Genomic DNA, 26,189 nt, shown 5'->3' on the forward strand with positions numbered 1-26,189 from the left:
AGCTTTTATAAATCCAAATCATCTAATGAATCTTCAAATAAATCTTCTACAACTGCATCATCAAAGTCAAAGTCTAATGCTTCTTCTTCAAGGTCAGACTCTGATTCTAATAAATCTGTTTCAGTTAATTCAACATCTTCATCAATGAATTCTGGATTTTGTGGTGCACCTTCAACGCCTTCAATGTTAACAGCAAGACCTTCTCCCTCTTCAACACTTTCTTTGATTTGAAGTTCAGTCATATCGCTAGTTAATACACGTACATCAAGTGCTAAAGATTGAAGTTCTTTAAGAAGAACTTTGAATGATTCTGGAATACCTGGTTCAGGTATATTTTCACCTTTAACGATCGCTTCGTAAGTTTTAACACGTCCAACAACGTCGTCAGATTTGATAGTAAGAATTTCTTGTAATGTGTACGCAGCACCATAAGCTTCAAGTGCCCAAACCTCCATCTCACCGAAACGCTGACCACCAAATTGTGCTTTACCACCAAGAGGTTGTTGTGTAATTGTTGCATATGGTCCTGTAGAACGCGCATGCATCTTATCATCAACTAAGTGGTGAAGTTTAAGGTAATGCATGTACCCTACTGTTACAGGGTTATCAAATGGTTCGCCCGTTCTACCGTCACGAAGTTGTACTTTACCTGTACGATCGATAGGAACGCCCTCCCATTCACTACGGTGGTCTAAGTTTTCTTCAAGATAGTTATACACACTTTCATCAATGCGATCTTTCCATTTTTCTGTGAATTCTTCCCATGTGCGGTTTACATAGTCATTTGCCATTTCAAGTGTATCCATGATGTCATATTCGTTAGCACCATCGAATACTGGTGTTGCAATCTTAAAGCCAAGAGCTTTTGATGCAAGACCTAAATGGACTTCAAGTACCTGACCGATGTTCATACGAGATGGTACGCCTAGTGGGTTAAGTACAATATCAAGAGGTCTACCGTTTGGAAGGAATGGCATATCTTCTACTGGAAGTACTCTTGAGATAACCCCTTTGTTACCATGTCGACCCGCCATTTTATCCCCAACAGAGATTTTTCTCTTCTGAGCGATATAACAACGAACCATTTTGTTTACACCTGGAGATAATTCATCACCATTTTCACGTGTAAATACTTTAACATCTACAATGATACCAGCTTCACCATGAGGTACGCGTAAAGATGTATCTCTTACTTCACGTACTTTCTCACCGAAGATTGCACGAAGAAGTCTTTCTTCTGCTGTAAGTTCTGTCTCACCTTTTGGTGTTACACGACCTACTAAGATATCGCCTGAACGTACTTCAGCACCAATACGGATAATACCTCTTTCATCAAGGTCTTTAAGTGCATCTTCACCTACGTTTGGAATATCTCTTGTAATTTCTTCTGGACCTACTTTAGTATCACGCGCTTCTACTTCATATTCTTCAATATGAACAGATGTGTAGATATCTTCTTTAATAAGTCTTTCACTTAAAAGGATAGCATCCTCGTAGTTGTAACCTTCCCAAGTCATGAAACCAATAAGTGGGTTTTGACCAAGAGCAAGTTCACCATGATCTGTTGAAGGACCATCTGCAAGTACATCACCTTTTTTGATCACATCACCTTTGTTGATGATTGGTCTTTGGTTGATACATGTACCTTGGTTACTTCTTGAGAATTTAGTTAATTTATAAACGTGTTTTTTACCATCTTCTGATTTGATGATAATTTCATCTGATGTTACTTTTTCTGCAATACCGTCTTCTCTAGCAATTACAAGTACACCTGAGTCTACTGCAGCCTTATGTTCCATACCTGTACCTACAATTGGGCTATTTGTACGGATAAGTGGTACTGCCTGACGTTGCATGTTGGCACCCATTAGGGCACGGTTAGCATCATCATTTTCAAGGAAAGGAATCATTGCTGTCGCAACAGATACAATCTGTTTTGGAGAAATATCCATAAGATCGATTTCTTTATAATCAAATTCAAGGATTTCTTCACGACGACGTGCTCTTACCTTTTTATTTACAAATTCTCTATTTTCATTAAGCTCTTCTGTAGCTTGACATACTGTGTAGTTATCTTCCTCATCTGCTGTAATATAGATGTAGTCATCTGTTACACGTGGCACACCTGTGCTCTTATCAATGATACGGTATGGTGCTTCAATAAAGCCATATTCGTTAATACGTGCGAATGTAGCAAGTGAGTTAATAAGACCGATGTTTGGACCCTCAGGAGTTTCGATAGGACACATACGACCATAGTGTGAATGGTGAACGTCACGTACCTCGAACCCTGCACGTTCTCTTGAAAGACCACCTGGTCCTAACGCAGATAATCTACGTTTGTGAGTAAGTTCAGCAAGAGGGTTATTTTGATCCATGAACTGTGAAAGCTGTGAACTACCAAAGAATTCTTTGATTGCAGCTGTTACAGGTCTAATATTAATGAATGTTTGTGGACTGATAGCTTCTGAATCTTGAACTGTCATTCTTTCACGCACTACTCTTTCCATACGAGCAAGACCGATACGGAATTGGTTTTGAAGGAGTTCTCCTACGGCACGAATACGACGGTTACCAAGGTGGTCAATGTCATCTTTATGTCCTAATTCATATTCTAAGTGAATATTATAGTTGATAGAAGCTAAGATATCTTCTAATGTAATGTGTTTTGGTACAAGTTCATTATGTCTTTCGATTAATGCTTTCTTGATATCCTCTTCATCATCAAATTCTTCAATAATACGTACTAATGCTGGATAATATACAGTATCTTTGATACCTACTTCATCAGCATCAATAGTAGGGAAGAAGTGTGAAAGTTCTACTGTTTGGTTAGTAAGTACTTTAACAGGACGATCTGTCTCTGGTACTGAAACATATACATATGCTACACCAGTATTTTGGATCTTATCTGCTAAAGAAAGAGATACTTTCTCTCCTGCACTTGCAACAACTTCACCTGTGAACATATCCACAACGTCCTCAGCAAGTTTAGCACCTGTGATACGGTTTCTAAGCGCAAGTTTTTTGTTGAATTTATAGCGACCTACTTTAGCAAGGTCATATCTACGAGGGTCAAAGAACATATTGCCTAAAAGTGTTTGAGCACTTTCTACAGTTGGTGGTTCACCCGGGCGAATACGTTTATAAATCTCTAAAAGACCTTCTTCGTAAGTTTTAGTAGTATCTTTCTCGATTGTTTGAAGAATTTTTGGTTCTTCCCCAAATGTTTCAAGAATTTCTGCATCACTACCAAGACCTAATGCACGTAATAATACAGTTACAGGAACTTTACGTGTACGGTCTACTCTTACATAGAAAATATCGTTTGAATCAGTTTCATACTCAAGCCATGCACCACGGTTAGGAATAACTGTTGCTGAGAAGAGTTTTTTACCGATTTTATCAAAATCAATAGCATAATAAATACCAGGAGAACGTACTAACTGGCTAACAATAACACGTTCAGCACCATTAATAATGAAAGTACCGTTTTCTGTCATAAGTGGGAAATCACCCATGAACACATCGTTATCGATTGTTTCTCCTGTTTCTTTGTTATGAAGACGCGCTTTTACTTTAAGAGCCGCACTATAGTTAGTGTCTCTTTCTTTCGCTTCTTCTACTGAATATTTAGGTTTGCTGTCTAGAACAAAGTCTACAAATTCAAGACTAAGGTTACCATTGAAATCTGTAATTGGTGAAATGTCTTGGAATACTTCTTTTAGTCCCTCTTTAAGGAACCAGTTGTAAGAATCTTTTTGTACTTCGATAAGGTTTGGAATTTCAAAGATTTCGTCTGTGCTTGCATAGCTCATACGAATTTGTTTGCCCACATTAATAGGACGAATTTTAGATTTTTGCATGTGTTCTCTCACCCCTTGCAAAATTTATAAATCATGCAACAAAAGCTGCATTATTTCGAGTTGAATAATAATCATAATCTACTTTAATAATATTAAAATTTTGCATTGTCATACATTAAAGTAAGATTATGTATTGTCAAGCTGATAGGCATATGCTATAATACTAGCATAATTATTTACATATTGACACATTCTAATATGCTATCAGAAAAAAAAGGGTAAGTCAACCCTTTTTTCTTATTTTATGGATAAGCATTTTAAATATAGCATTCATGGTAGTTTCTTTCAAGGGGAACTACTTATTTTTTTACCCTTTTTAGGAAAAATAAAAGACAGCCTTATGAGCTGCCTTTTAAACATAACCGAAATTATTTTAATGTAACTTTAGCGCCAACTTCTTCTAATTTAGCTTTGATTGCTTCAGCTTCTTCTTTAGCTACGCCTTCTTTAAGAACTTTTGGAGTTCCTTCTGTTACTTCTTTAGCTTCTTTTAAGCCAAGACCTGTGATTTCACGAACCACTTTGATTACTTTGATTTTTTCTGAACCAGCATCTGTTAATTCAACGTCGAATTCTGTTTTTTCTTCTGCTGCTGCACCTGGTGCTGCTGCTACCATAACGCCTGCTGCTGCTGATACACCGAATTCTTCTTCACAAGCTGTTACTAAATCGTTTAATTCTAAAATTGTTAATTCTTTAATAGCTTCCATGATTTCTTGGATTGATAATTTTGCCATGATAAGCACCTCCGTAAATTTTAATTTAAATAGCGAACTGTACGTTCTTTAGATTATTCTGCGTCTTTTTCTGCAACTTGTTTAATAACACGTGCAAAGCTTGCAATAGGTGATTTGAAGCTTCCAAGTAAACGACCAAGTAATTCTTCTCTTGGAGCGATATTACCGATAGCTAACATACCATTTGCATCATAGTAAGTACCTTCAACAACGCCGCCTTTGAATTCTAACTTCTCGTTAGCTTTTGCAACTTTTGCTAATACTCTAGGACCAGCAGTTGCATCTTCGTAGCTGATTGCGATAGCTGTAGGTCCTTCAAGATGTTTAGAAATAGCTTCGAACTCTGTACCTTGAACTGCGAAGTTTACCATAGTGTTTTTGTATACTCTGTACTCAACACCTGCTTCACGAAGTTCTTTACGAAGAGTTGTATCTTGTTCTACTGTAAGACCACGATAGTCTACTAAAAGAACAGAACTTGCGCCTTCTAATTTTGCTTTAATTTGATCAACAACAACTTGTTTTTGTTCAACTTTTGCCATTGTTACACCTCCTAATTCCAGGTTATGTCAAAAAAATACCACTTTGCTTCTTTCCGCAGGCAAAGTGGTGATACATCCGTCCATCTATGATATAGACCTCGGTAGGTTGTATACGTTATGCCTTGTGGCACCTACTGTCTGCGGTACAGTATTCATTTTCAACAACTAAGATGATAACATGTCCACCTTAGATTGTCAACATTTATTTAGCTACCAGTTTCTGTTAATTATTCAGCTTTTGTTGGGTTAACTTTTACGCCAGGACCCATTGTTGAAGAAACAGAGATGCTACGAAGGTATTGACCTTTAGCAGCAGCTGGTTTAGCTTTTATGATTGCACTCATTAATGTGGAGAAGTTGTCTTGTAATTTTTCTTGACCGAATGAAACTTTACCAATTGGAACGTGGATAATGTTTGTTTTGTCAAGACGGTACTCAATTTTACCAGCTTTGATATCATTGATTGCTTTAGTAACATCCATAGTAACTGTACCAGCTTTTGGGTTTGGCATTAAGCCTTTTGGTCCAAGTACACGACCAAGACGACCTACAACACCCATCATATCTGGTGTAGCAACTACAACATCAAAATCGAACCAACCTTCGTTTTGAATTCTTGGGATTAAATCTTCAGCACCTACGTAATCTGCACCAGCAGCTAATGCTTCATCAGCTTTAGCACCTTTAGCAAATACAAGTACTTTATGAGTTTTACCAGTACCGTGTGGTAATACTACCGCACCACGTACTTGTTGATCAGCATGACGGCTGTCAACACCTAATTTGATGTGTGCTTCAACTGTTTCGTCGAATTTTGCACTAGATGTTTTTACTACTAAATCAAAAGCTTCAGCAACATCGTATAAGTTTGCACGATCTACTAGTTTAGCAGCTTCGATATATTTTTTTCCTCTTTTCATAACGTTACCTCCTTGTGGTATTATCGGGGACTACGCCCTCCCACGTACTATATACGCGCTCAAATAATTTAAAATACTAGTTTTGAATTAACCTTCAATAACAATACCCATTGAACGTGCTGTACCAGCAATCATGCTCATAGCAGCTTCAATGCTTGATGCATTAAGGTCTGGCATTTTAAGTTCTGCAATTTCTCTGATTTTTGCTTCAGTGATTTTTGCAACTTTTGTTTTGTTTGGTACTGCTGAACCAGATTGAATGTTAGCTGCTTTTTTAAGTAATACAGCTGCTGGTGGAGTTTTTGTGATGAAAGAAAAACTTCTGTCAGCATATACAGTGATAACTACTGGAATAATAAGACCAGCATCTTTTGCTGTTCTCTCGTTGAATTCTTTTGTGAAGCCAACGATGTTAACACCATGTTGACCAAGTGCTGGACCAACTGGTGGAGCTGGTGTTGCCTTTCCAGCTGGAATTTGTAATTTAATCATTCCTGTAACTTTTTTAGCCATAGTTAGGCACCTCCTAAAAAAATGTGGTATTCGCGGGGAATTCCCTCCCACTCGCGCGTTGCTTAAATATTTTACTAAATACCGTGTGTAATTTACACACTCGAAGCTGAAATTTTAGATAAGACTCTCAACTTGTTCGAAACTTACCTCTACTGGGAACTCACGCCCAAATCCTTGAACAGATACAATAATTGCACCTTTTGCTTCATGGATTTCTTTTACAATCCCTTCAGAATCTTGGAAAGCTCCTGCTAGAATTCTAACTGGGTCGCCAATTTCTACATGTGGACGTAATGCTGCAAGATCAATTCCCATGCCTTTGATTTCATCGACAGTTAAAGATACTGGTTTAGAGTCAGGACCAACGAAACCTGTAACCCCACGTGTGTTACGCACAACATACCAAGTATCATCAGTCATAACCATCTTAATTAGTACATATCCAGGGAAAGTCTTTCTCTGAACAGTTCTTTTAGTCCCGTTCTTTTCCTCTACTTCATCTTGCATAGGAACTTCAACCACATGGATTAAGTCTTGCATATTACGATTTTTAATAGCTTTCTCAATATTAGCTTTTACTTTGTTTTCATATCCAGAATATGTGTGTACCACATACCATCTTGCTTCATCCATTGTTGTGCCTCCAATTATGCTAGTTGATGTAATAGTTGCATTCCGTAACTAAATACAAAGTCCATACCAAAAATTATAACAGCTACCACAAGTGAAAATAAAATGACATCTGTAGTTTTTGTCATAAGTTCTGATTTGCTTGGCCAAACTATTCTTTTACTTTCTGCTATGAAGTCTTTAAAAAATTCAACCATCTTCATATTCCTCCCTGGGTATACCGATTCATACACTCTTATTTTTTAGTTTCTTTGTGAAGTGTATGTGTTTTGCAGAATTTGCAATACTTTTTAGTTTCCATGCGATCAGGATGTGCTTTCTTATCCTTTGTCATGGTGTAGTTTCTACGCTTGCAATCCTCACAAGCTAAAGTAATTTGTACTCTCACGATCGACACCTCCACTTGAGTTAAAGCTCTTAAAAATTGCCATAAAAAAAAGACCTATTTAGGTACAAGTTTAATATATCACACCCGAAATCTTATCGTCAAGCTAATTATACAAGATTTCTTTGTTAAATTTTATCAATTCTTGTTAATCTAAAAGCGTCTGTACTTCCTTCGGCATGGTCATAGATTAGCACTTCTTTATAAAGTTAGCAATAGGAATATCCATCCAAATCATCAAGGCTTAGCCCATGGACTATAAGCTAAGCCTGTTAAATCGATTTTTAATCTAGTTTAAATAAATCTTTTATTTCTTCTTCACTCATATGACTAATAAAGGTCTGCTCCCCTGTTAATACCTGATCAGATAAACCAATCTTCTTATCTTGAAGCTTCTTGATTTTTTCTTCTATCGTATTTTGAGTAATAAGCTTAAAGACCTGTACATTGTTCTTTTGCCCAATACGGTGTGCCCTGTCTGTTGCCTGATTTTCACTTGATACATTCCACCAAGGGTCATAATGAATAACAATATCTGCTCCTGTAAGATTCAGCCCTGTTCCTCCTGCTTTAAGTGAAATCAAGAATATAGGTGTTGCATCTTTATTAAAAAGCTCTACCATTTCAATTCTTCTTTCTGCCTTGGTTGCACCTGTCAGCATATAATAAGAAATTCCTCTTACTTGTAGCTCATAAGCAATCTTATCAAGCATGGTTGTAAACTGTGAAAAGAGCAAAATCTTATGTCCTGATTCAATACTGTCTTCAATAAGCTCTATACATTGGTCGAGTTTACTACTTCCTCCTTCATACTCATCAAGATATAACCCTGGATGGCAGCATAACTGTCTAAGTCTCGTAAGCATAGCTAGTATTTTAATATGACTTCTACTTATACCATTTAATTTCATTTCCTTTTGGAATTCTTGCTGTAAGAGCGCTAAGTTAGCTTTATAAATTTTTTCCTGCTCTGGCGTCATTTCATTATAGAGAATGGTTTCGGTTTTCTCTGGGAGCTCTTTTAAGACATCTTTTTTTAGTCGTCGTAAAATAAATGGTGCTACCATAGTCCGTAACTGATTGGTTGCACGCTCACTTTCAAACTTTAAAATGGGTGTCTCAAAGCTACCTTTAAACTGCTGATAACTAAATAAATAACCCGGCATAATAAAATCAAAGATACTCCATAACTCTGCTAGTGTGTTTTCTATAGGCGTTCCTGTTAAAGCAAAGCGTACTTCACTTCTAACACATTTCAGTGCCTTAGCATTTTGTGTGTTGGGATTTTTAATATAATGGGCCTCATCTGCAATACAATATTTAAAATGAAGAGATTCATAAAGCTCAATATCACGCTTTAATAAATCATATGAAGTAATAAGAATATCATAGCCTTCTATATGTTTAAGCTTCTCTTTTCTCTCTTCTATAGTACCATTTAATACTAATACTTTAAGATGAGGTGTGAACTTTTCGATTTCTTTCTGCCAATTCAGTACAAGTGACGTAGGTGCTACAACTAAGTTCTGCTTATAGCCCCTATTCTGCTGCGCTGCTAATAGGGTAATCACCTGCAAGGTCTTTCCAAGTCCCATATCATCAGCTAGTATACCGCCAAATCCATATGCTGCCATAGTCCTTAACCATCTGTAACCTACCTTCTGATAGCCTCTTAAAGTCTTCTTTAAAAAAGTTGGCACTTCAAAATCTGCATCTGCCACATTTTTTACATCACGAATAATCTGCTTAAAGTACTTATCGCGTTCTACACTTAAGTCTTCATTCTGCTTCGTAATCTGGTCTAGATATAAGGCTCTATATTTAGGCAAAGTAACTTCTCCACTACTGATTGCATCACTACCGAGTCTTAACCCTTCCATAATCTGAGCTAGCTGATCTACCTCACGATTTCCTACATCTATAAAGCTACCACTACGTAACCTATAGTATTTCTTCTTAAGGTGATACGCCTCCATAATGGCATCAATTTCTTCCGGTGTTAAATTAATCTCCTCAAAATTCACCTTAAGCAAATCACTTTCTATCTTAATACCCACACTACCAATAAGCGGTTTTCTAAATTTCATAGCCTTAAGCTCATCTGTAATATGCACTTCACTTATAGGCAAAAGTTCATCTATCCCATAAGTAAGGAAGTTGTAAATGCTCTCTTCATCATCGAGGTGAAGTTGTCCTTTATTATTTTTGAACTGGTAGTTCTCCAGTATATTGGTGTAAGCATGCTCCTTAGTAATATCTCTAGCAAGGTCTACAGGTTCTCCCCCATGTGTATCATAAGGATTAAAAGTCGTAACGCCATAAGTAAAGGTCGTTTTTTCTACAATATTATTAGACCCATCTTTATCTAAGTAAGTTTTAATAACGAGTTCAGGTGGCGTATAACGTGCTAATAAACCTTCTTCTATATGAAGCTCTACATAACGTTTAATACGCGGTAAGATTGTGAGAACAAAACGTTGCCAGCCTCTCTCATCAAAATAAAACTGTCTTGTATGCATCTGATTCATATAATCTAGTATAGGCATAACGTTATCTGCAAAATTTTTATTACATTTATAAAGTTTATCTTCTATTATAATGTACTTATTTTTAGGATACTCAATAAGGCTATATTGATTCAAATTAGAAGTAAGAACAAACTGTTCCTCTTCCTTAGCTACATCAAAGTAAAGCTTTGGATTATCTTTTACTAATGTAATCTCTTCATTACTATCATCGTAATAAGAAATAGTTCTACCTTCCATAAGTTCAAAAAACTTATCAAAGCCGCCTGGAGTCAGTGCAATATATTTCTTGTCTAACTTAGTAAGTCTACCTGACATTTGGTCTAATGTAGCTTGCCTTGCCACTGCTTCATCCACAATCCACTCAATAAGTGGCCTATCTTGTTCACAAAATGCACCTACATGGTGGATAAATGCCAAATTCTTTCCATAACCTAGCTGTTCTTCTTTTAAAATAGCATCTACAAACTCCATTATATCTTTTACAATGTAAAGGCGATCTTCCCCCACTTGTAGACCTACCCCATATACATTCTCCCAAACTTTATAAAGTTTAGGCTGTACTCTTATATACCCTTCTCTATTCTTTTGCATCTTACGTATAGCTTCCTCTTCATAAAAGGCTAGCATTTCCATGCCATAAATCTGCTCAATAGGTTGAATTTTAATAGTCCCTGTCTGAAGTCTTTCCCAAAATTCCATAAGCAGCGCTGCACCATGCTCACAAATAGACCAATAGCCATAAGGCGGATGACAGCCGCACTTTACTCTTACACGTCCATCATCAAATATACGTACTATTGTCTCTACTTGATGATATTTATCTTCTTCTATTGTTCCATGTACCTCATAGCCATCCCTTTCCTTAAAGGCACTCATATGCTTAATACTCCCCAGCCCATAAAGACGCTTTGCATTATTGAAGGTAACTACGTTAGGACATAAATCTCTAATCTCTTCTAGCGTTAACATATTTTTCTCCTCGCCAATAATCTATCCTTTTATTATACCCCTTTTTAACCTAAAATAAAATTTCTAAAATTTTTCTCAATAAAAACAGGGAATTTCACCTACAAAGGACTATATATCTTATGTAAGTAGTCAAACAAATCCTAGGTAGTGTACTACTTACATCTTAGTAGACAAGCTAAAAAATCTAGTTCCCCCTTCTAGATTTTTTAGACCCTGCCTACTAACCTTAAATACTAGATGTGGCACTAGTACTTTAAGGCACCCATCACATAAATGCTATACTTATACAAAATTTATAGTCTTTCTTTGTAGAAAGCGCAAGCCAATCCCTACCGCAGATCCATATGTTCTAAGTGCTACTGTCCTACTTGCCGTGATAAATGTAGTAGCATCCCTTTCACTTATAGTAGCGTCAAACACCCACCTAGTACCTATGCTAGCTTACGGATCTCCTTGCCCTTTCCAATCTAAAGCCTATATATTGGTATACAGTAAGGCAAAGTGATTTTGCCACATATAAAAGCCCAGCTAAATGCAGTTATTTTAAGGGGGAACTGCGCTTAGCTGGGCTTTTGCTGTCTTTATTTATAGTGCTAGACATACTGTTAGGATATAAGCTTTGTTTATTTTCACAGCTTCTTCCTCTAATACACGCATACATTCACGGACAGTGCTACCTGTTGTATAAATATCATCTATAAAAGCAATAGTAATACCTTCATTAAAAGGTACTACTTCTTTTACTTTTATAGCTCCTTTAATATTGGTAGCACGTTCTTCTTTCTTGCAAGATGACTGCGGCTTAGTTTCCTTGCATCTTTCTAATACGTCATATACAGGGATACCTGTTTTATAACTAAGCTCATTAGCCAAATCTAGTGCCTGATTAAAACCTCTTTTCTGATACCTTTTCTTAGAAATTGGAATAGGTACTAAAACATCTAGCTCCCTCTTTAATTCCTCCATCCAACTTTCTATCATGAGTTCACTATAGCCCTTAGCATATTTTCTAATTCCTGTGTACTTCCATCTTTGAACACTTTCCTTATATAAATCTCTGTAAGGAAAAAGAGCCCTTACGCGCAATAAACGCAAAGGCTCCTCATTACAGTAAATGCATGTTTCCTCATGAAATGCATAAGGTTTCCCACATCTATTACATATATCCCTCTCTAAAAGCTGTACCTTACACTGATTACAAGTCAAGCTTTCTATAGGTGATTCTAAAATCTTAGAGCAGATTATACACTTATCCGGACATATCATTTCCTTTAAAATAGCCTTTAACACCTTTGTACCCCTTTGCCTAAATGATCCCAAGCTAAATTAACTGTCTAAGATGTGTCATTAAATTTGTATAACGTTCAAGTTCACTGTTATTTGCAATCATACGCGAAACTGTATCTTTAAGCCCTACTACAACAACCATTTTCTTCGCTCTTGTAACTCCTGTGTACAGTAGATTACGACTTAAAAGCATCGGTGGGCCACTATGAATTGGTAAGATGACTACCGGGTACTCACTCCCTTGTGACTTATGGATGGTAACTGCATAAGCGAGCTCAAGTTCATCAAGCTGATTAAACTCATACTCCGCCGTCTTGTGGTCGTCAAACAGTACAGTAAGTACTTCCCTCTGTAAGTCAATGGCTTTCACCATACCACAGTCGCCGTTAAATACGCCAATCCCTTCATCTAAAGGATAACCTGTAGGTGCTAGAATTTTCCAAGGCGTATTGTAGTTATTCTTAATCTGCATAACTTTATCTCCTATACGGAAGATGGTGTCACGATACTCCTTCTCTACTTTTGTAAGCGCTGGAGGATTAAGGGCTTTTTGAAGCACCTTATTGAGCTCATTCACACCTAGGAGCCCTTTACGCATCGGTACAAGTACTTGTATTTCCTTTAGCGGGTCTACCTTCTGAAACTTAGGAATACGTGTTGTAATGAGCTCAATAATGGTATCTTGTACTTGCTGCTGTACGCTACGTGCCATAAAGAAGAAATCTGTATTCTTCTCGTTATAAACAGGCTCATCTCCCTGATTGATACGATGGGCATTCATAACGATAGCACTCTCTTGTGCCTGCCTGAAAATCTGAGTCAGTCTTACCACTGGAAGGCGTTCACTACGAATCATATCCTTAAGAACATTTCCTGCTCCTACTGAAGGGAGCTGATCAGCATCCCCAATAAGAATAACTCTTTGCCCTTCTTGCACTGCTTGCATTAAGGCATACATAAGGTTCACATCTACCATAGACATCTCATCAATAACAATAACATCTGCTTCTAGAGGATTCTCTGCATTACGATTAAACATCTGTCTTTGGTCATCTTCTTTAAGGTAGCCTATTTCAAGTAAACGGTGGATAGTTTGAGCCTGCATGTTAGTTGCTTCACTCATACGCTTTGCAGCTCTTCCTGTAGGTGCTGCAAGAAGTACATCCTCTCCAGCCTTCTCTAGCATATGCAAAATAGCTTTAATAGTTGTAGTTTTACCTGTACCCGGCCCCCCTGTTAGGATCGTTACCCCATTAAGAAGGACGTGTCTTACTGCCTCTCTTTGTTCTTCTACTAGCTTAATTTCAAGTTCTTTCTCTGTCTGCTTCAGCTCTCTTTCAAAATCAAAAGGCATATCTTTTTCATAAAGAGCTGCTAAGTCAATAAGCTTACGTGCGATCTGCAACTCTCTGTCAAATAAGTACTTAAGGAATACACAAATCCTATTATCATAATTCTTGACAATAATCGTACGTTGTATACTCAACTCGTCTAAAGCATTCTCGATAAGCATAATGGCTTCTTCTGGCACCGTAAGCAATTCTCTTGCCCGCCCAATAAGTAGGTCACGTGGTAAATAAGTATGCCCTTCTAAAGAAGCATTATTAAGGAGATATAACACACCTGTCTTAATACGTTGTGGGTCATTGCGCGCAATACCAATCTGCATAGCAATTTCATCAGCCTTTTTAAAGCCTATACCAAAGATATCCTCTGCTAATCGATAAGGATTAGTCTTAATCACTTCTACTGTCTGATCTTTATAGCGTTTATAAATCTTAATAGCATAAGTCGGTGTAATACCAAACTCTTGAAGAACCATCATGGCTGTCCTTAGCTCATGCTGCGCTCTAAAGACTTCGCTAATTTCCTTTGCCTTTTTCTCGCTAATTCCTTGGATTTGAGAAAGCACTGTAGGTTCACTTTCTATAATTCTAAAAGTATCTAAACCAAAGTGCTTAACAATTTTACGTGCTGTCTTGGGCCCAATCCCTTTAATGGCACCTGAAGCCAAATACCTTTCAATCCCCTGTACAGTCTTTGGAATACTTTTATCAAAGGTATCTACTTTAAGCTGTCTGCCGTATATAGGATGCGTGGTCCATTCCCCTACAATACGCACCTCTTCACCAGGATGAACACCTAGCATCATGCCTACACAAGATACTTCTTCACCTTCATATTCAATGGTACAAACTGTATAGCCATTTTCTTCATTTTGATAAATAATATCTTCTACAATGCCCTCTACTACTAATTGTTCTTCCATCTCTACTCACCTTTTCATTTATTACGAATGAGTTCAATCACAACCTTCTCTTCATCATACCCAATCGTAGCTTCATCTATCATTGTTCCTACTAGTCCAAGTTCTTCTGAGCTGTCTGTCTCACCAGCTAACTCCCAGTAATACTCTTCCATCTCACGCTCTCTCGGATAGCTTAAAAACTGTTTTAAATCATTAATACATTCTTCTATATAATCTAATGCCTCAGCCTCTACTGTAATGACTTCTCGATCTGGCAAGTCATTGATTTTTATATTCAAGCTCTTTGGATGATGCTCCATAAAAAATGTTGTTAACTCATCCACCATTTTAGCTATTTTTTTTATCTCATGTCTCATTCTTCTTCTCCTTTTTAAATGCATCAATTAAAGGGATTAAAACAGCTGCTACAATACCACCAGATAATCCATTGTTATAAAGCATAAGTCCACCATGCATAGCTCCTATATTAACAACAAAAGCCATATGGAGCATCCCTGCTACAATACCCCATAACGCGCCAAATTCGCCGGCAACAGGTGCAAGTGTTGTCCCAAACAAAGCTGACATGACTAATGTAGAGATAGGCTTATCAATCCCAAACATGACCCACCCTAAACATACACCTAATACAATAGGCCATGTATTTTTAGGATGCTTACCAAAGCTTCCAAATCCCATTACAGCTAGGACAGCTGCTATGGTTGGTCCATTCATAACGCCACCTACTACAAGGACAAAGGCAATACTTAAAAGCCCTAATATGCCCATGTTCATAATACTTAAACCAAAACCATCCTGTTTTATCACATCTGTAACAAGACGCCCCGTATGTTTCATAACATCTCTGTAGCCTTTAAAACTTCGTTCATTAATTCGCCAGCCCAGTATAATTAAAGTTATACTATATAAAACAAAAAAGATAATAACAGCTGGATTGTTTTCTTGCAACAAAAGACTATTTGCCTCAATATTCACCTTAGAGACATCTAAAATAGAATAAACAAGCATCCCTACCAAGCCTGCTGCTGTACCCATATTATAAAGATTGTAACCTGAATGGAGAGTAAGTATATGGGCAGAAATAGTTGGCATAATAAATCCAATAAATCCACCGACTACAGCATTCATCACTATCACAAGCATTAAATGGTCAGACATAGCCCCTGCAATAAGGCTACTGATTGGACTAAAGGCTGTGGAGAACATATTAATTAATACAACGTTCTTATAAGGAATCTGATGATACCTACTATATATAAAGCCCCCAAAATAAAAAGGCCATATATTAAAGATATTTTTTCCCATAAAACTAAACCCTGCTAATAGGAATAAAGCTGCAATAATAATCCCATTAGGCTTTAAATCTAACTTTTTTATTAACCATAAATTAATAAGTAATACTAAAGCTGCATTGACTAGGGTAGGTCCTACTCCTGCTATAGCTAAATAATCTGTAAGAAGTACATCATTTGATTTTAAAATGATTTGAAACCCCTGCGAAAGCTCGCTTAAGTTGGTAGTCAAAAATGCATAAAGCAACATTGCCAAAGGTAGAATATACAGTACTCTGTACATGACTCTACTGGAAACTTTTTTTCTTCTGGTAATCTTGACTGTCTTCATGTATTCTCCTTTTTATTATGATGATACTTCTATGATAAAAAGACTTGCCCTTTTGGGCAAGCCTTTTATGAAATAACTTTATTGAATAGCAGCTTTAAGCGCTTCTGCTTTATCTGTTTGTTCCCATGGAAGAGATACATCTGTGCGACCGAAATGTCCGTATGCAGCTGTTTGTTTGTAGATTGGTCTTCTAAGATCTAGCATTTTAATGATGCCTGCTGGACGAAGGTCGAAGTTTTCTCTTACGATTTCTACAAGTCTTTCATCACTTACAACGCCTGTACCATGTGTATTTACAAGGATAGATACTGGATGTGCTACACCGATTGCATAAGCAATTTCGATTTCACATTTTGTAGCAAGTCCTGCTGCTACAATATTTTTTGCAACGTATCTTGCTGCGTATGCTGCTGAACGGTCTACTTTTGTTGGATCTTTTCCTGAGAAAGCTCCACCGCCGTGGCTTGCATATCCACCGTATGTATCTACGATGATTTTACGGCCTGTAAGACCTGCATCCCCTACTGGACCACCGATTACGAAACGGCCTGTTGGGTTGATGAAATATTTTGTTTCTGCATCAAGAAGTTCTGCTGGAATAACTGGTTTAATAACATGTTCCATAATATCTTCATGAATTTGTTCTTGTGAAATTTCTTCCGCATGTTGAGTTGAGATAACAACTGCATCTACTCTTACTACTTTATCTCCATCATACTCAACTGTTACTTGTGATTTACCATCTGGACGAAGGTAAGGAAGTGTACCATTTTTACGTACTTCTGTAAGTCTACGTGTAAGTCTGTGTGCAAGAGAAATTGGCATTGGCATAAGCTCTGGTGTTTCATTACAAGCAAAACCAAACATCATACCTTGGTCCCCAGCACCTGTAGCTTCAATACCTTCTTCTGTTAAATCCCCTTTTCTATTTTCAAGAGCTGTATCAACACCCATAGCAATATCTGGTGATTGTTCATCAAGTGCTACAATTACGCCACATGTATTACCGTCAAAACCAAAGTTTGGATTGTTATAGCCAATTTCATTAATTGTGTCACGTGCGATTTTATTAATGTCTACATAGCAACTTGTAGTAATCTCTCCCATTACAAGTACGAGACCTGTTGTAACTGCTGTTTCACATGCAACTCTCGCCTGTGGATCTTGTGCGTAGATAGCATCTAATACTGAATCTGAAATCTGGTCAGCAATTTTATCTGGATGTCCTTCTGTTACTGATTCTGATGTGAATAGTCTTCTTGCCATTTCAAAATCCTCCTTAAAATTGTTTTAAATAAAGTTGTTTTAAAGATGTATAAATGCGATCTAGATAAAAAAATAAAGGCCTCACGAATGAGGCCCTGTCTACATAATCACTAAGTGATACATCCTCATCTTACAAGTACATTATGTACTTGTGGGAATTGGCACCCGCTATACGCTGGTTGCCGGGTTTCATAGGGCCCTGTCCCTCCACCTCTCTGGATAAGAATTACTCATCAATATTTAATTTACAATTTATTATTATAAATAAGATTTATTATTTGTCAAGCGTAATTTTTAGTATTTTTATTAAATGCTTTATACATAAGGATTTCTTTTCTTATTTTTAGAATATTTATACTCTACAAATAAACCTGTTCCCACAGCCACACAAGAAATAGCTTCATCTGCAATAACTGCATTAATACCTATTTTTTCTGTAATAAGTTTGTCTAATCCATAGATTAAGCTACCGCCACCTGTGAGTACAATTCCTCTATCAGATATATCGGCTGCAAGCTCTGGTGGTGTCATTTCTAACACATCTCGAATAGCTTCAACCATATCATCAATAGGTTCACGAAGCGCCTCTAATATTTCATCTGAAGATAGCACAACATTTTTAGGCAAACCTGAAACAAGGTTACGCCCCTTTGCTGTCATCTCTACAGGTACCTCTCGTTTAAAAGCACATCCTATTGTCTTTTTAACTTCTTCCGCAGTTCTTTCCCCAATCAAAATATTATGTTTACGTTTTAGATAATATGCAATAGCATCATCTAAATTGTCTCCCGCCGTTTTAATAGACTTGTTAACAACCGTTCCACCTAATGAAATAACAGCAATATCCGTTGTTCCTCCCCCAATGTCTACAATCATGCTCCCACACGGTCTACTAATATCTATCCCCGCACCAATAGCTGCTGCTATCGGCTCTTCTATAATATCTACTTTTCTTGCACCTGCTTGCCTTGTAGCATCCTCTACAGCACGCTTTTCTACTTCAGTGACCCCGCTCGGTACACATACAGCAATTCTAGGTTTAATCAGCCTAGGTCCAATTGCCTTATGAATAAAATATTTCAGCATTTTTTCTGTTGCTTCATAATCATCAATAACGCCACGTCTAAGTGGTCTAATAGCTGTAATACTCTGTGGTGTACGCCCAAGCATAGCACGTGCCTGCTCTCCTACTGCAATGACTTCGCCGGTCTTAGTATGAACGGCTACAATAGAAGGTTCCTGCAAAACGATGCCTTTACCTTTTATGTAGATAAGAACAGATGCTGTTCCTAAATCAATGCCTATATCTGCTCCGCTTCCAAACATCTCTCATTTCTCCTACTTTTCTGCTATTTTTCATCATAAAATTACTTTCATTATACTAGAAAAGAATTTCTAGTGCAAAATGTTTTTTCTCATGTAAAAAGGGGCTACTTTGCAGTAGCCCCTTCTCTTTTATCTATTTCATTAATCCTGAGTACTTTTCTTTCGTCGCTAATCCACCTCTTAGATGCCTTTCAGCTTTATTAAGTTCAAGCACCCTTCTGGCTTCCATAGCAAGTTTTGGATTAATTTTCTCTAATCGTTCCGTAACATCTTTATGCACTGTACTTTTACTGATACCAAACTTCTTGGCCGTTTCCCTTACTGTAGCGTTAGAATTGATAATAAATTTTGCAGCTTCTATGGCTCTTTCTTCGATATAAGGTTTCAAGAAAAGGCCCCCCTTAACACAACTCTTGATTAATAAATATGCTAAGAAGTCCTCTTTTATGCCGAAAAACTTGACGAGGGACAAGCCAATTTGATTAAAGTTCATTTTTCCCCATAAGCTTACTCTCTATAGAAACTCTCAATCGAAACCAATAAGGAATTTATTTTTTCTCTAAGACTAAGTCGAAATTTAAAATGTAAGTTATCCCTTACCATATGTAAAGGTGGTTGCAACATCTACCTTTGCAACCACCCTTTATTAACTTCACATGGACTATTTTAGTCAGCTGTATGCCCCATATCTACACCAGCAACTTCTTCTCTCATTCCTAAGATTGTTGTTGGGTCTACATAGTCATCACCATGTTTAACACGCATATATACGTTAGTACCTAAGTCTGCAAATGGACCTGTAGCTTTACCTGCTTCACCAAGAACCTGCATAGCATCTACAGTTTGTCCTAATAAATCCATATCTGCTGTACCTTCTTGAATACCAAGCTCTGTTGTATAACCATTACCATGGTCAATAACGATAACCTGTCCAACATTACCTACAAGTTTCATGCTATCAAGTGTGGTAGCATCATCGATAATGTCTACAACAACACCTTTAGCTGGTGCTTTGATTGCTTCACCTTCATCAGCAGAAATACAAATACCATAAGTACGCATCGTTTGTTCTAAAGCTGTACTATACCAATGGCTTGTACTATCATCTTTGAAAGGTACAATAACTTCACCATCTACTGGCCATACCATATTATCTCCCTCTGCAAAGAAAGGTGTCTCTTCTGGGTCTGCTGTTGTAGAACTGAAGGTTTCTGCTACAAGGTCATCTTCTGATTCTTTTGGAGTTTCTGCTGGATTAGAAGCTACATCTACACTCTCATCTACATTTCCTTCTTCTACTTCAATGATTTCATCTGATGTAGAAGGCTCTAAAGTTTCAGAAGCTTCATCTTCTGTAAGACCTACATCTTCAAGATTATCTTCCTCTACGTCTACATTCTGGTCAAGTACATCTTCTACGTATGCACCATTTGGATTATCTACCTGTGTAGTATTTTGAGAAAGTACGATAGCTGCTCCAACAGCACTTACACTGATGACACCTACTGCTAAATAAAAACCATATTTTTTTGTAAAGTCTTTAAGTTTATTCATTCTTTACACCTCCGACGTCTAAATTATCGCCAGAGGAATTTGTTATTATTCAGTAAAAATTAAAAATTTTTAATCTCTATGCCTGTATAGTAATATTTTAAGATTTCCTCATAGGTAGCACCTGCTTTAGCCATTCGAATAGCCCCTTCTTGGCTAAGTCCTACACCATGCCCAATCCCCTTTACCCGAAACTGTATGGATGTATCATCATAACTCATAGTAAAACAAGCTGAAGGAAGCTTAAAAAGCTTTCTAAAGCTCTCACCATCTATAATGCTGTTCCCTACTTGTAAACTTTCTATGTAGCCCCCTTGATCTTTGGCAATAATTTGAATCTGCTGCTCTAAGAAGCTAGGTTGCACAACAAGTGTAGGATATACGCTTTGGAGTGTAGTCACAACTTCTTCTTTTGTGACAATAATGTCTTCTACTGCCTCATCCTCGCTAACTACAGGCTTTAGATAAGGAATATCCATATTATATATGCCTTTAGCATCTCTTGTCATACCTGCACTTGCCTTATGATAAATAGGCTCAATCAGTTCATTATTACAATACATGACAAGCCCTGATGTCTCTTTGACTGCATCCTCTAAACGCTTGTAATTCTTATCATAGTCTTTTTGCCATAGCGTCTTCATCTCTTCCTGTGTCATATAGCTTAGCTCACCTTCACTTACTATGCCCAGCTTCCTTCTCATCCTATAAGTTCGAATCATGACTGCATGAGCTTTAAGCACTTCTTCCTGTTCATCTGCTGATACCATTTTGGCAAGTGCGCTGATGAGTTCTTTCTCATCTTCCTTACTCTCTATATCTTCCCCGCCTGTATTCATAGTTTGCACATTAGCAAGTAAGGATGCATCATAAAAGCCTCCCCCAAATACCGTTACCATGGGGACTACCAATAACATTCCTAAAATAATCAGACACCATATCCCTAGTTGTTTCATACCTGCCTCCTTTATCTTTTCGGCTCACGCCTATGCCTAATACATTATATTGAAAAGTAGACAAGTTTATGCCTCCTAGAAGAACAGGTCTAGTCCCATAATACACACTGCTCCAATCATTAAAGTAGTTACAATAATAATAATATTTTTTCTATCCCTCATAAAAAAACCTCCTGCTCTTTTTATAGAGTATGGAGAACTTTTGATTACTTTATTCAATGACTCTCTATTTCACTGTTTAATACTTATAAATTTTTATAGGCATTTTATAACGATTTTATTCTATATTTGCACCACTTTATAAGGCTATAATAAATAAAAACAGTAAGTACGGTAAAACTAAACATTAGTAGTATTTTACTTTATTTAAGGGAGGATTTTATTTGCAAACACGTACAAAATTATTAACCTTACTCCTTATTCCTATTGCTATTTTAGTTTCTTATTTATATGGCTTATTTCCTGATAGCTGGGAGCGCTTTTATTCCTTAGGTATTAATAAATGGTTTATTAAGATTCTAAGTTCTATTACAGGAATTTTTCCCTTCTCACTCTTTGAATGGGGTATTTATATAGGTGTTATAACTCTTATTGGTTATACCCTATATACCTTTTTTAGGATTTTTACACATCTAGATAGGGGACTTAAAATCTTTTTCAACTATCTCCTTAATCTAGGTGTAACTGCTTCTATTTTATTCTTTATTTTCATTGTAGGCTGGGCAGCTAACTATAAACGTCCACACTTTAGTGAGAAATACGGCATTGTTATGGCTGACTATACACCAGAGCAATTAGGTGAACTTTATAGCTATCTCCTAGACCAAGCTGGTAAAATACGTGAAGAGCTTCCCGAAGATGAGAATGGTAATGCTATCCCTTATGGAGACCATCAAGATATCTTTAGAAGAGCTCAAGCAGGCTATGATATAGCAGGGCAAGCTTTTGAAGCGCTTAATGGCCATTATGGCAAAGCTAAAGCAGTCTTCGCTTCACCACTTATGAACTATACAGGTATCACCGGTATTTATTCACCTTTTACAGGTGAGCCTAACATCAATATAGCTATACCACCTATTACTATTCCTTCTACTACCTGTCACGAAATGGCTCACCAACGTGGCTACGGTTTTGAAAGTGAATGTAACTTTATTGCCTATATTACCTCTATGGCTAACCCTGATCTAGACTTCCAGTACTCTGCCTATATTATGGCTATCTCCTATACAAGTAATGCGCTTGCTCAGGCAGATAGGGAGATTCTCCTCTCTATAAATGCCACTATGTCTGATAAAGTGTATAAAGACCTAGTCAATATTAATGAATTCTGGGATAGTTACAAAGGAGGTGTAAAAGAAACTGCTGAGCAGATCAATAATGCTTACTTACAATCTAATGGTGTTGAATCAGGAACAGAAAGCTACGGCGAAATGGTCAATCTCTTATTAGCACTTTATGACAAATATCACTAGTCTAGAAATTTCAATAAAAATAAAAGGGTAATCTATGAGCTATTAAGCTCCTATGTTACCCTTTACCTATAGATGATTCATTTAAGGAGGTCCACCATGCGAAAGCTAACTTTAATTTTTCTACTTTCATGCGCTTTAATTACTCTTGCTCTCCCTGTTCTAGCTTCACCTAAATCTATTCGATACGAAATCATTTTAAATGAGCAGTACGTAACATCTACTATGCCTCTTATAGAAGAAAAAGGTAATATTCTTATTCCCCTTAGAGAATTTGCTAGTGCTATGGGTGCTTCTTCTATTACTTGGGATGACTCTCACCATACAGTTACAGTGGTAGTAGACGACTTTTTTAAAGCTCATGAATATTTATCTTTTTTAAGTGGCTTACAATCTGCTCAAAATGACTATCCTCTTCCTCCTAGATTACAAAATCTCAATCTACCTACCTATCCTCTTTATAACAAGACTCCCCCTATGTTTCACTCAAATCCTATTGGTCTTAATATTGTTTCTGGAGAACTTACCATGCCTTGGTCCGTGTATGACTATGAAGTTCAAAACGGCACCCTTTATGTAGGTATAGATTGGCTCAACACCTTATTCTTAGCCCAAATTGAACAAACACCTACTTCCCTACTTATTACTTATCCTACAAGTGAAGTGCTAGACCAAGATATTGCTGCCTTATCAGAACTTACTATGCCCCTTTCAGCGGAAGAAGCCATAGCACTATGGATTCACGGTCAGCAAAATCGTAATGGTGCGCTTCAATATGCTGCCCTTTCTCCAGAACTTAAAGTAAAAGCCCTTACCTCTTTTCATAAACAAGGCTGGGTAACGGGCAGCTCAAGCCCTTCATTAGAACAAGCCGCTATTGATGCTATCTCCTCTCCTGATGACTCTACGGTAATCTATAAAGTCACCTTTAAAGAAAGAAATGGCATTCATGAAAACTCCCAAATCCACCAGACACTTACCACCAAGAAATATACATGTGATGAACAAGACTATTGGTTTATTACAGAAGCTTCTGGTGACTTAGACTACTACAGCGTTCTGTCTAATTAGTCAAGCGCACTGCTACGTTATAAAGGAGATCTATGAATGTGAGGTACTATTAAAAATAATATAGAGAATTTTACTTCCTATATGCGGTAGTGGCATACCTCTTACAGTATAGTCACTACCGCATTCTCTATTTCTCGTAATATCCAACTATAATTTTTACTATGACTTATATTTTAAGGCAAAAAAAGTAGTAAGAACAACTTTCGCTGTCCTTACTACTTTTGCTAAGCGGCGTACTTTTTCTCTTTAAAAACTTCAGTTTTTAACGTTTAAAAAGTGCCTTTCTTAGACTTTGGTCACTTTGGTGTTTCTTCGCTTAGTTTCTGTTTAGATAAATCTACACTTCTCCAAGGGAATCAGCCCCTCCATGATCGTTTTATACACTTAATGTAACATATCTTTTTAAGGATGCGCTGCATTCTGTGTATGTTATTATTATATCCGTTTTGATTTTTAATATGTAAAAAAACTAAAATTTATTTTTAAATTATATAGACTTTATAAAGATAATTTCCAAAGGCTCCTGTGGAAGAAGTAATGAACCTGCATCTCTATACCCTAACTTTCTATAAAAATGCTGTGCACCTTCATTAGATAATGTAGAGGTCATCACAAGTTCATAACCTAAACACTTCATTTTCTCCTCCCAAAATAAAGTGAGCACTTTCCCATATCTTTTTCCCCTATAATCCTCTAAGATATAAAGCATATTCATAAAAGGCGTATTATCCCAGAATAAATTATATCTCAGCCACCCAATTAAATGATTATTCTCTTCTATAATTAATATGCGCTCCCTCATCATACTATAGACAAGTTCATCTGCACTAATATGCTTATCATAGTGCACTAGAATACTTAGATCACTTTTATTCGCTATTCTTATAGTCACTTTAGCTCCACCTCTTCTTTCATCATCTTATATCTAGCTCTTTCTTGATCATGCCACAACTTTCACACACTTGTTATCAAAAAAGAATTTCACAAGTTTATTACCATAATTTCTTTAACGTCTATTGTTCTTCCGTTATTCTCTGCGCAGCATAGATTGGCGTATTGTCTTTCTTTGGGATGACAATAAGGAAAATCATACTAGTAAAGGTAAGCATACCAAGTAGAAAGGCCACCATTCGATACGGTATCATCTCCCCTAGTATACCTGCTACTAACTGAAAAAAGATTCCACTAATAGCAAAGATAACGCCAAATAAAGCTTGTACTCTTGCACGCATATGAGCTGGCAAATAAGACTGTATAGCTACAGAACGAATAGTCGCACTCATACTTCCTAATGTCCCGCATAAAAAGCGATTCAATAGCATCAGTGGATAAGGCATAAACAGCAAAAAAGCATCCATTGTATCATACACACTGTAGACCATTTTGGTAAAAGCATAACGCTTCTTGGGTGCTATTTCCCATTTATACTGTACTGCTCCTCCAATAACACGACCAATCATCTCAGCACTCTTTAAAAACCCTAACATAGTCACAGATAGCCATGGCTGTGTCTGGTAATACGCCTGCGCCATAACTGCTACTCCTTCTGAGGCCCCACTTGTAATACTCATATAGGTATAAATATTCCTAACTCCATGCTCCTTTTTAAGATACATAAAGCCTTCTTTTATATCCGCCACATACCTAAAAAAGGTATATGTTTCAGATGTTGTCTTTTGAGTTTCTCTAATACAAAGCTCTACTAACACTGAAAGTAGGGTAAGCCCTGCTACTAGATAAAATAGTATACTTATAGAAATTTTCTCATAGAGAAAAGTAGCAATAGGCGCCATGCAAATGGTTATAATTGGATAAATTGTCCCACTTACTGCAAAACCTTTTTGCTCAAATCCTACAGGAATCAAATCTGGGTACCACGCCGAAAAGCTCAGCCTATAAAATACAGAAATGGTTCCTACAACGAATACAAATAATATGTAAATACCATAATTAAATCCATATTGCCCCGCCCATGCTCCAATTGCTACATATAAAAGTGCCATGAGTACATCCAGTCCTACAATCCATTTTTTCTTAGTCCCCCTATCGATAACGGGTGCTACCAATATAGGTAAGATCACATCCGGTAGCATACCACATATTAATAAAAGTGCTGCAAGAAAAGTGGACTGTGTTTCCTCAAAAACAAGTAAGCTAAGTGGCAAATTCATCGCTTCTCCACCAATTGTAGATAATATGGTTGCCACTGTAATACACGAAAAATCCTTTGTCCATAACGTTTCTTTTTTATTTCTCATTCTTTACCCCTTATACTTTTATT

At 37.0% G+C, this 26,189-nt stretch carries 22 protein-coding genes, 1 riboswitch and 1 other annotated feature; of the genes, 2 read left to right on the forward strand and 20 right to left on the reverse strand.

What is annotated here, in order from left to right; genetic code table 11:
• Window positions 1-5: 5 nt before the first annotated feature.
• The 18 genes from ACLTBU_RS03155 to ACLTBU_RS03240 all read right to left on the reverse strand — a co-directional run bounded on the left by ACLTBU_RS03155 (window position 6) and on the right by ACLTBU_RS03240 (window position 21,368).
• On the reverse strand, window positions 6-3,866 hold the full coding sequence (locus ACLTBU_RS03155; RefSeq protein WP_177670684.1) for a DNA-directed RNA polymerase subunit beta: 3,861 nt from the start codon (window positions 3,864-3,866) through the stop codon (window positions 6-8).
• A 368-nt stretch (window positions 3,867-4,234) separates the two neighbouring features.
• Window positions 4,235-4,603: a 50S ribosomal protein L7/L12 gene (gene rplL, locus ACLTBU_RS03160; protein WP_177670682.1), complete on the reverse strand. Its 369-nt coding sequence runs from the start codon at window positions 4,601-4,603 to the stop codon at window positions 4,235-4,237.
• 53 nt (window positions 4,604-4,656) lie between these two features.
• A complete protein-coding gene (gene rplJ, locus ACLTBU_RS03165; RefSeq protein ID WP_177670680.1) occupies window positions 4,657-5,145 on the reverse strand; it encodes a 50S ribosomal protein L10 in 489 nt (162 codons plus the stop codon).
• Window positions 5,146-5,168: 23 nt separating this feature from the next.
• Window positions 5,169-5,307: a sequence feature (ribosomal protein L10 leader region), on the reverse strand.
• A gap of 65 nt (window positions 5,308-5,372) precedes the next feature.
• Window positions 5,373-6,065, reverse strand: coding sequence for a 50S ribosomal protein L1 (rplA, locus tag ACLTBU_RS03170; RefSeq protein WP_177670678.1), 693 nt, complete (start codon window positions 6,063-6,065; stop codon window positions 5,373-5,375).
• A gap of 87 nt (window positions 6,066-6,152) precedes the next feature.
• Window positions 6,153-6,578, reverse strand: coding sequence for a 50S ribosomal protein L11 (gene rplK / locus ACLTBU_RS03175; protein ID WP_177670676.1), 426 nt, complete (start codon window positions 6,576-6,578; stop codon window positions 6,153-6,155).
• Window positions 6,579-6,692: 114 nt separating this feature from the next.
• Complete coding sequence (nusG, locus tag ACLTBU_RS03180) at window positions 6,693-7,211, reverse strand: transcription termination/antitermination protein NusG (RefSeq protein ID WP_177670675.1); 519 nt, start codon at window positions 7,209-7,211, stop codon at window positions 6,693-6,695.
• Between the two features lie 14 nt (window positions 7,212-7,225).
• Complete coding sequence (secE, locus tag ACLTBU_RS03185; RefSeq protein ID WP_177670673.1) at window positions 7,226-7,405, reverse strand: preprotein translocase subunit SecE; 180 nt, start codon at window positions 7,403-7,405, stop codon at window positions 7,226-7,228.
• A gap of 38 nt (window positions 7,406-7,443) precedes the next feature.
• Complete coding sequence (rpmG, locus tag ACLTBU_RS03190; RefSeq protein ID WP_053983214.1) at window positions 7,444-7,596, reverse strand: 50S ribosomal protein L33; 153 nt, start codon at window positions 7,594-7,596, stop codon at window positions 7,444-7,446.
• Window positions 7,597-7,877: 281 nt separating this feature from the next.
• Window positions 7,878-11,090, reverse strand: coding sequence for an SNF2 helicase associated domain-containing protein (locus tag ACLTBU_RS03195; RefSeq protein ID WP_412217497.1), 3,213 nt, complete (start codon window positions 11,088-11,090; stop codon window positions 7,878-7,880).
• A gap of 585 nt (window positions 11,091-11,675) precedes the next feature.
• Window positions 11,676-12,380 carry a ComF family protein gene (locus ACLTBU_RS03200; protein ID WP_320650002.1) on the reverse strand — a complete coding sequence of 235 codons (705 nt, stop codon included), beginning with the start codon at window positions 12,378-12,380 and terminating at the stop codon, window positions 11,676-11,678.
• A 31-nt stretch (window positions 12,381-12,411) separates the two neighbouring features.
• Window positions 12,412-14,646: an ATP-dependent RecD-like DNA helicase gene (locus ACLTBU_RS03205; RefSeq protein ID WP_177670667.1), complete on the reverse strand. Its 2,235-nt coding sequence runs from the start codon at window positions 14,644-14,646 to the stop codon at window positions 12,412-12,414.
• Window positions 14,647-14,660: 14 nt separating this feature from the next.
• Window positions 14,661-15,002, reverse strand: a complete 342-nt coding sequence (locus ACLTBU_RS03210; protein ID WP_177670665.1) for a hypothetical protein — start codon at window positions 15,000-15,002, stop codon at window positions 14,661-14,663.
• On the reverse strand, window positions 14,992-16,269 hold the full coding sequence (locus ACLTBU_RS03215; protein ID WP_249332647.1) for a DUF1576 domain-containing protein: 1,278 nt from the start codon (window positions 16,267-16,269) through the stop codon (window positions 14,992-14,994). Before ACLTBU_RS03215 ends, ACLTBU_RS03210 begins: the two co-directional genes overlap by 11 nt.
• A 78-nt stretch (window positions 16,270-16,347) precedes the next feature.
• Window positions 16,348-17,535, reverse strand: a complete 1,188-nt coding sequence (gene metK / locus ACLTBU_RS03220; protein ID WP_249332648.1) for a methionine adenosyltransferase — start codon at window positions 17,533-17,535, stop codon at window positions 16,348-16,350.
• Between the two features lie 122 nt (window positions 17,536-17,657).
• Window positions 17,658-17,761, reverse strand: a riboswitch (SAM riboswitch).
• Window positions 17,762-17,850: 89 nt separating this feature from the next.
• Entirely contained in the window at window positions 17,851-18,861 is a 1,011-nt protein-coding gene (locus ACLTBU_RS03225) for a rod shape-determining protein (RefSeq protein ID WP_412217502.1), read from the reverse strand.
• Between the two features lie 133 nt (window positions 18,862-18,994).
• The gene (gene spoIIID / locus ACLTBU_RS03230) at window positions 18,995-19,249 is read right to left on the reverse strand and encodes a sporulation transcriptional regulator SpoIIID (protein WP_177670656.1); all 255 of its coding nucleotides are present in this window, start codon (window positions 19,247-19,249) and stop codon (window positions 18,995-18,997) included.
• 278 nt (window positions 19,250-19,527) lie between these two features.
• Window positions 19,528-20,415, reverse strand: a complete 888-nt coding sequence (locus tag ACLTBU_RS03235; RefSeq protein WP_177670655.1) for a peptidoglycan DD-metalloendopeptidase family protein — start codon at window positions 20,413-20,415, stop codon at window positions 19,528-19,530.
• Between the two features lie 59 nt (window positions 20,416-20,474).
• Window positions 20,475-21,368 (reverse strand): SpoIID/LytB domain-containing protein, encoded by an 894-nt coding sequence (locus tag ACLTBU_RS03240; RefSeq protein WP_177670653.1) that lies wholly within the window; start codon window positions 21,366-21,368, stop codon window positions 20,475-20,477.
• Window positions 21,369-21,751: 383 nt separating this feature from the next.
• Here ACLTBU_RS03240 and ACLTBU_RS03245 point away from each other — a divergent pair, with 383 nt between their 5' ends.
• Entirely contained in the window at window positions 21,752-22,840 is a 1,089-nt protein-coding gene (locus tag ACLTBU_RS03245; RefSeq protein ID WP_412217505.1) for a DUF3810 domain-containing protein, read from the forward strand.
• 96 nt (window positions 22,841-22,936) lie between these two features.
• Entirely contained in the window at window positions 22,937-23,908 is a 972-nt protein-coding gene (locus tag ACLTBU_RS03250) for a stalk domain-containing protein (RefSeq protein ID WP_412217508.1), read from the forward strand.
• A 487-nt stretch (window positions 23,909-24,395) separates the two neighbouring features.
• Here ACLTBU_RS03250 and ACLTBU_RS03255 read toward each other — a convergent pair whose 3' ends face one another.
• Both ACLTBU_RS03255 and ACLTBU_RS03260 read right to left on the reverse strand, forming a co-directional pair.
• Window positions 24,396-24,800, reverse strand: coding sequence for a GNAT family N-acetyltransferase (locus ACLTBU_RS03255; RefSeq protein ID WP_412217510.1), 405 nt, complete (start codon window positions 24,798-24,800; stop codon window positions 24,396-24,398).
• A gap of 121 nt (window positions 24,801-24,921) precedes the next feature.
• Window positions 24,922-26,166 carry an MFS transporter gene (locus ACLTBU_RS03260; protein WP_412217512.1) on the reverse strand — a complete coding sequence of 415 codons (1,245 nt, stop codon included), beginning with the start codon at window positions 26,164-26,166 and terminating at the stop codon, window positions 24,922-24,924.
• Window positions 26,167-26,189: the final 23 nt, after the last annotated feature.

The sequence above is a fragment of the Zhenhengia sp. genome, from assembly GCF_046966505.1.
In the GTDB taxonomy this organism is placed as follows: domain Bacteria; phylum Bacillota; class Clostridia; order Lachnospirales; family Cellulosilyticaceae; genus Zhenhengia; species Zhenhengia yiwuensis.

What these genes read in the sequence shown, in the direction of transcription:
- ACLTBU_RS03155 (WP_177670684.1), bottom strand. Translation starts at nt 3,866, where the DNA reads ATGCAAAAATCTAAAATTCGTCCTATTAATGTGGGCAAACAAATTCGT.
- rplL (WP_177670682.1), bottom strand. Translation starts at nt 4,603, where the DNA reads ATGGCAAAATTATCAATCCAAGAAATCATGGAAGCTATTAAAGAATTA.
- rplJ (WP_177670680.1), bottom strand. Translation starts at nt 5,145, where the DNA reads ATGGCAAAAGTTGAACAAAAACAAGTTGTTGTTGATCAAATTAAAGCA.
- rplA (WP_177670678.1), bottom strand. Translation starts at nt 6,065, where the DNA reads ATGAAAAGAGGAAAAAAATATATCGAAGCTGCTAAACTAGTAGATCGT.
- rplK (WP_177670676.1), bottom strand. Translation starts at nt 6,578, where the DNA reads ATGGCTAAAAAAGTTACAGGAATGATTAAATTACAAATTCCAGCTGGA.
- nusG (WP_177670675.1), bottom strand. Translation starts at nt 7,211, where the DNA reads ATGGATGAAGCAAGATGGTATGTGGTACACACATATTCTGGATATGAA.
- secE (WP_177670673.1), bottom strand. Translation starts at nt 7,405, where the DNA reads ATGGTTGAATTTTTTAAAGACTTCATAGCAGAAAGTAAAAGAATAGTT.
- ACLTBU_RS03195 (WP_412217497.1), bottom strand. Translation starts at nt 11,090, where the DNA reads ATGTTAACGCTAGAAGAGATTAGAGATTTATGTCCTAACGTAGTTACC.
- ACLTBU_RS03205 (WP_177670667.1), bottom strand. Translation starts at nt 14,646, where the DNA reads ATGGAAGAACAATTAGTAGTAGAGGGCATTGTAGAAGATATTATTTAT.
- ACLTBU_RS03210 (WP_177670665.1), bottom strand. Translation starts at nt 15,002, where the DNA reads ATGAGACATGAGATAAAAAAAATAGCTAAAATGGTGGATGAGTTAACA.
- ACLTBU_RS03215 (WP_249332647.1), bottom strand. Translation starts at nt 16,269, where the DNA reads ATGAAGACAGTCAAGATTACCAGAAGAAAAAAAGTTTCCAGTAGAGTC.
- metK (WP_249332648.1), bottom strand. Translation starts at nt 17,535, where the DNA reads ATGGCAAGAAGACTATTCACATCAGAATCAGTAACAGAAGGACATCCA.
- ACLTBU_RS03225 (WP_412217502.1), bottom strand. Translation starts at nt 18,861, where the DNA reads ATGTTTGGAAGCGGAGCAGATATAGGCATTGATTTAGGAACAGCATCT.
- ACLTBU_RS03235 (WP_177670655.1), bottom strand. Translation starts at nt 20,415, where the DNA reads ATGAATAAACTTAAAGACTTTACAAAAAAATATGGTTTTTATTTAGCA.
- ACLTBU_RS03240 (WP_177670653.1), bottom strand. Translation starts at nt 21,368, where the DNA reads ATGAAACAACTAGGGATATGGTGTCTGATTATTTTAGGAATGTTATTG.
- ACLTBU_RS03250 (WP_412217508.1), top strand. Translation starts at nt 22,937, where the DNA reads ATGCGAAAGCTAACTTTAATTTTTCTACTTTCATGCGCTTTAATTACT.
- ACLTBU_RS03260 (WP_412217512.1), bottom strand. Translation starts at nt 26,166, where the DNA reads ATGAGAAATAAAAAAGAAACGTTATGGACAAAGGATTTTTCGTGTATT.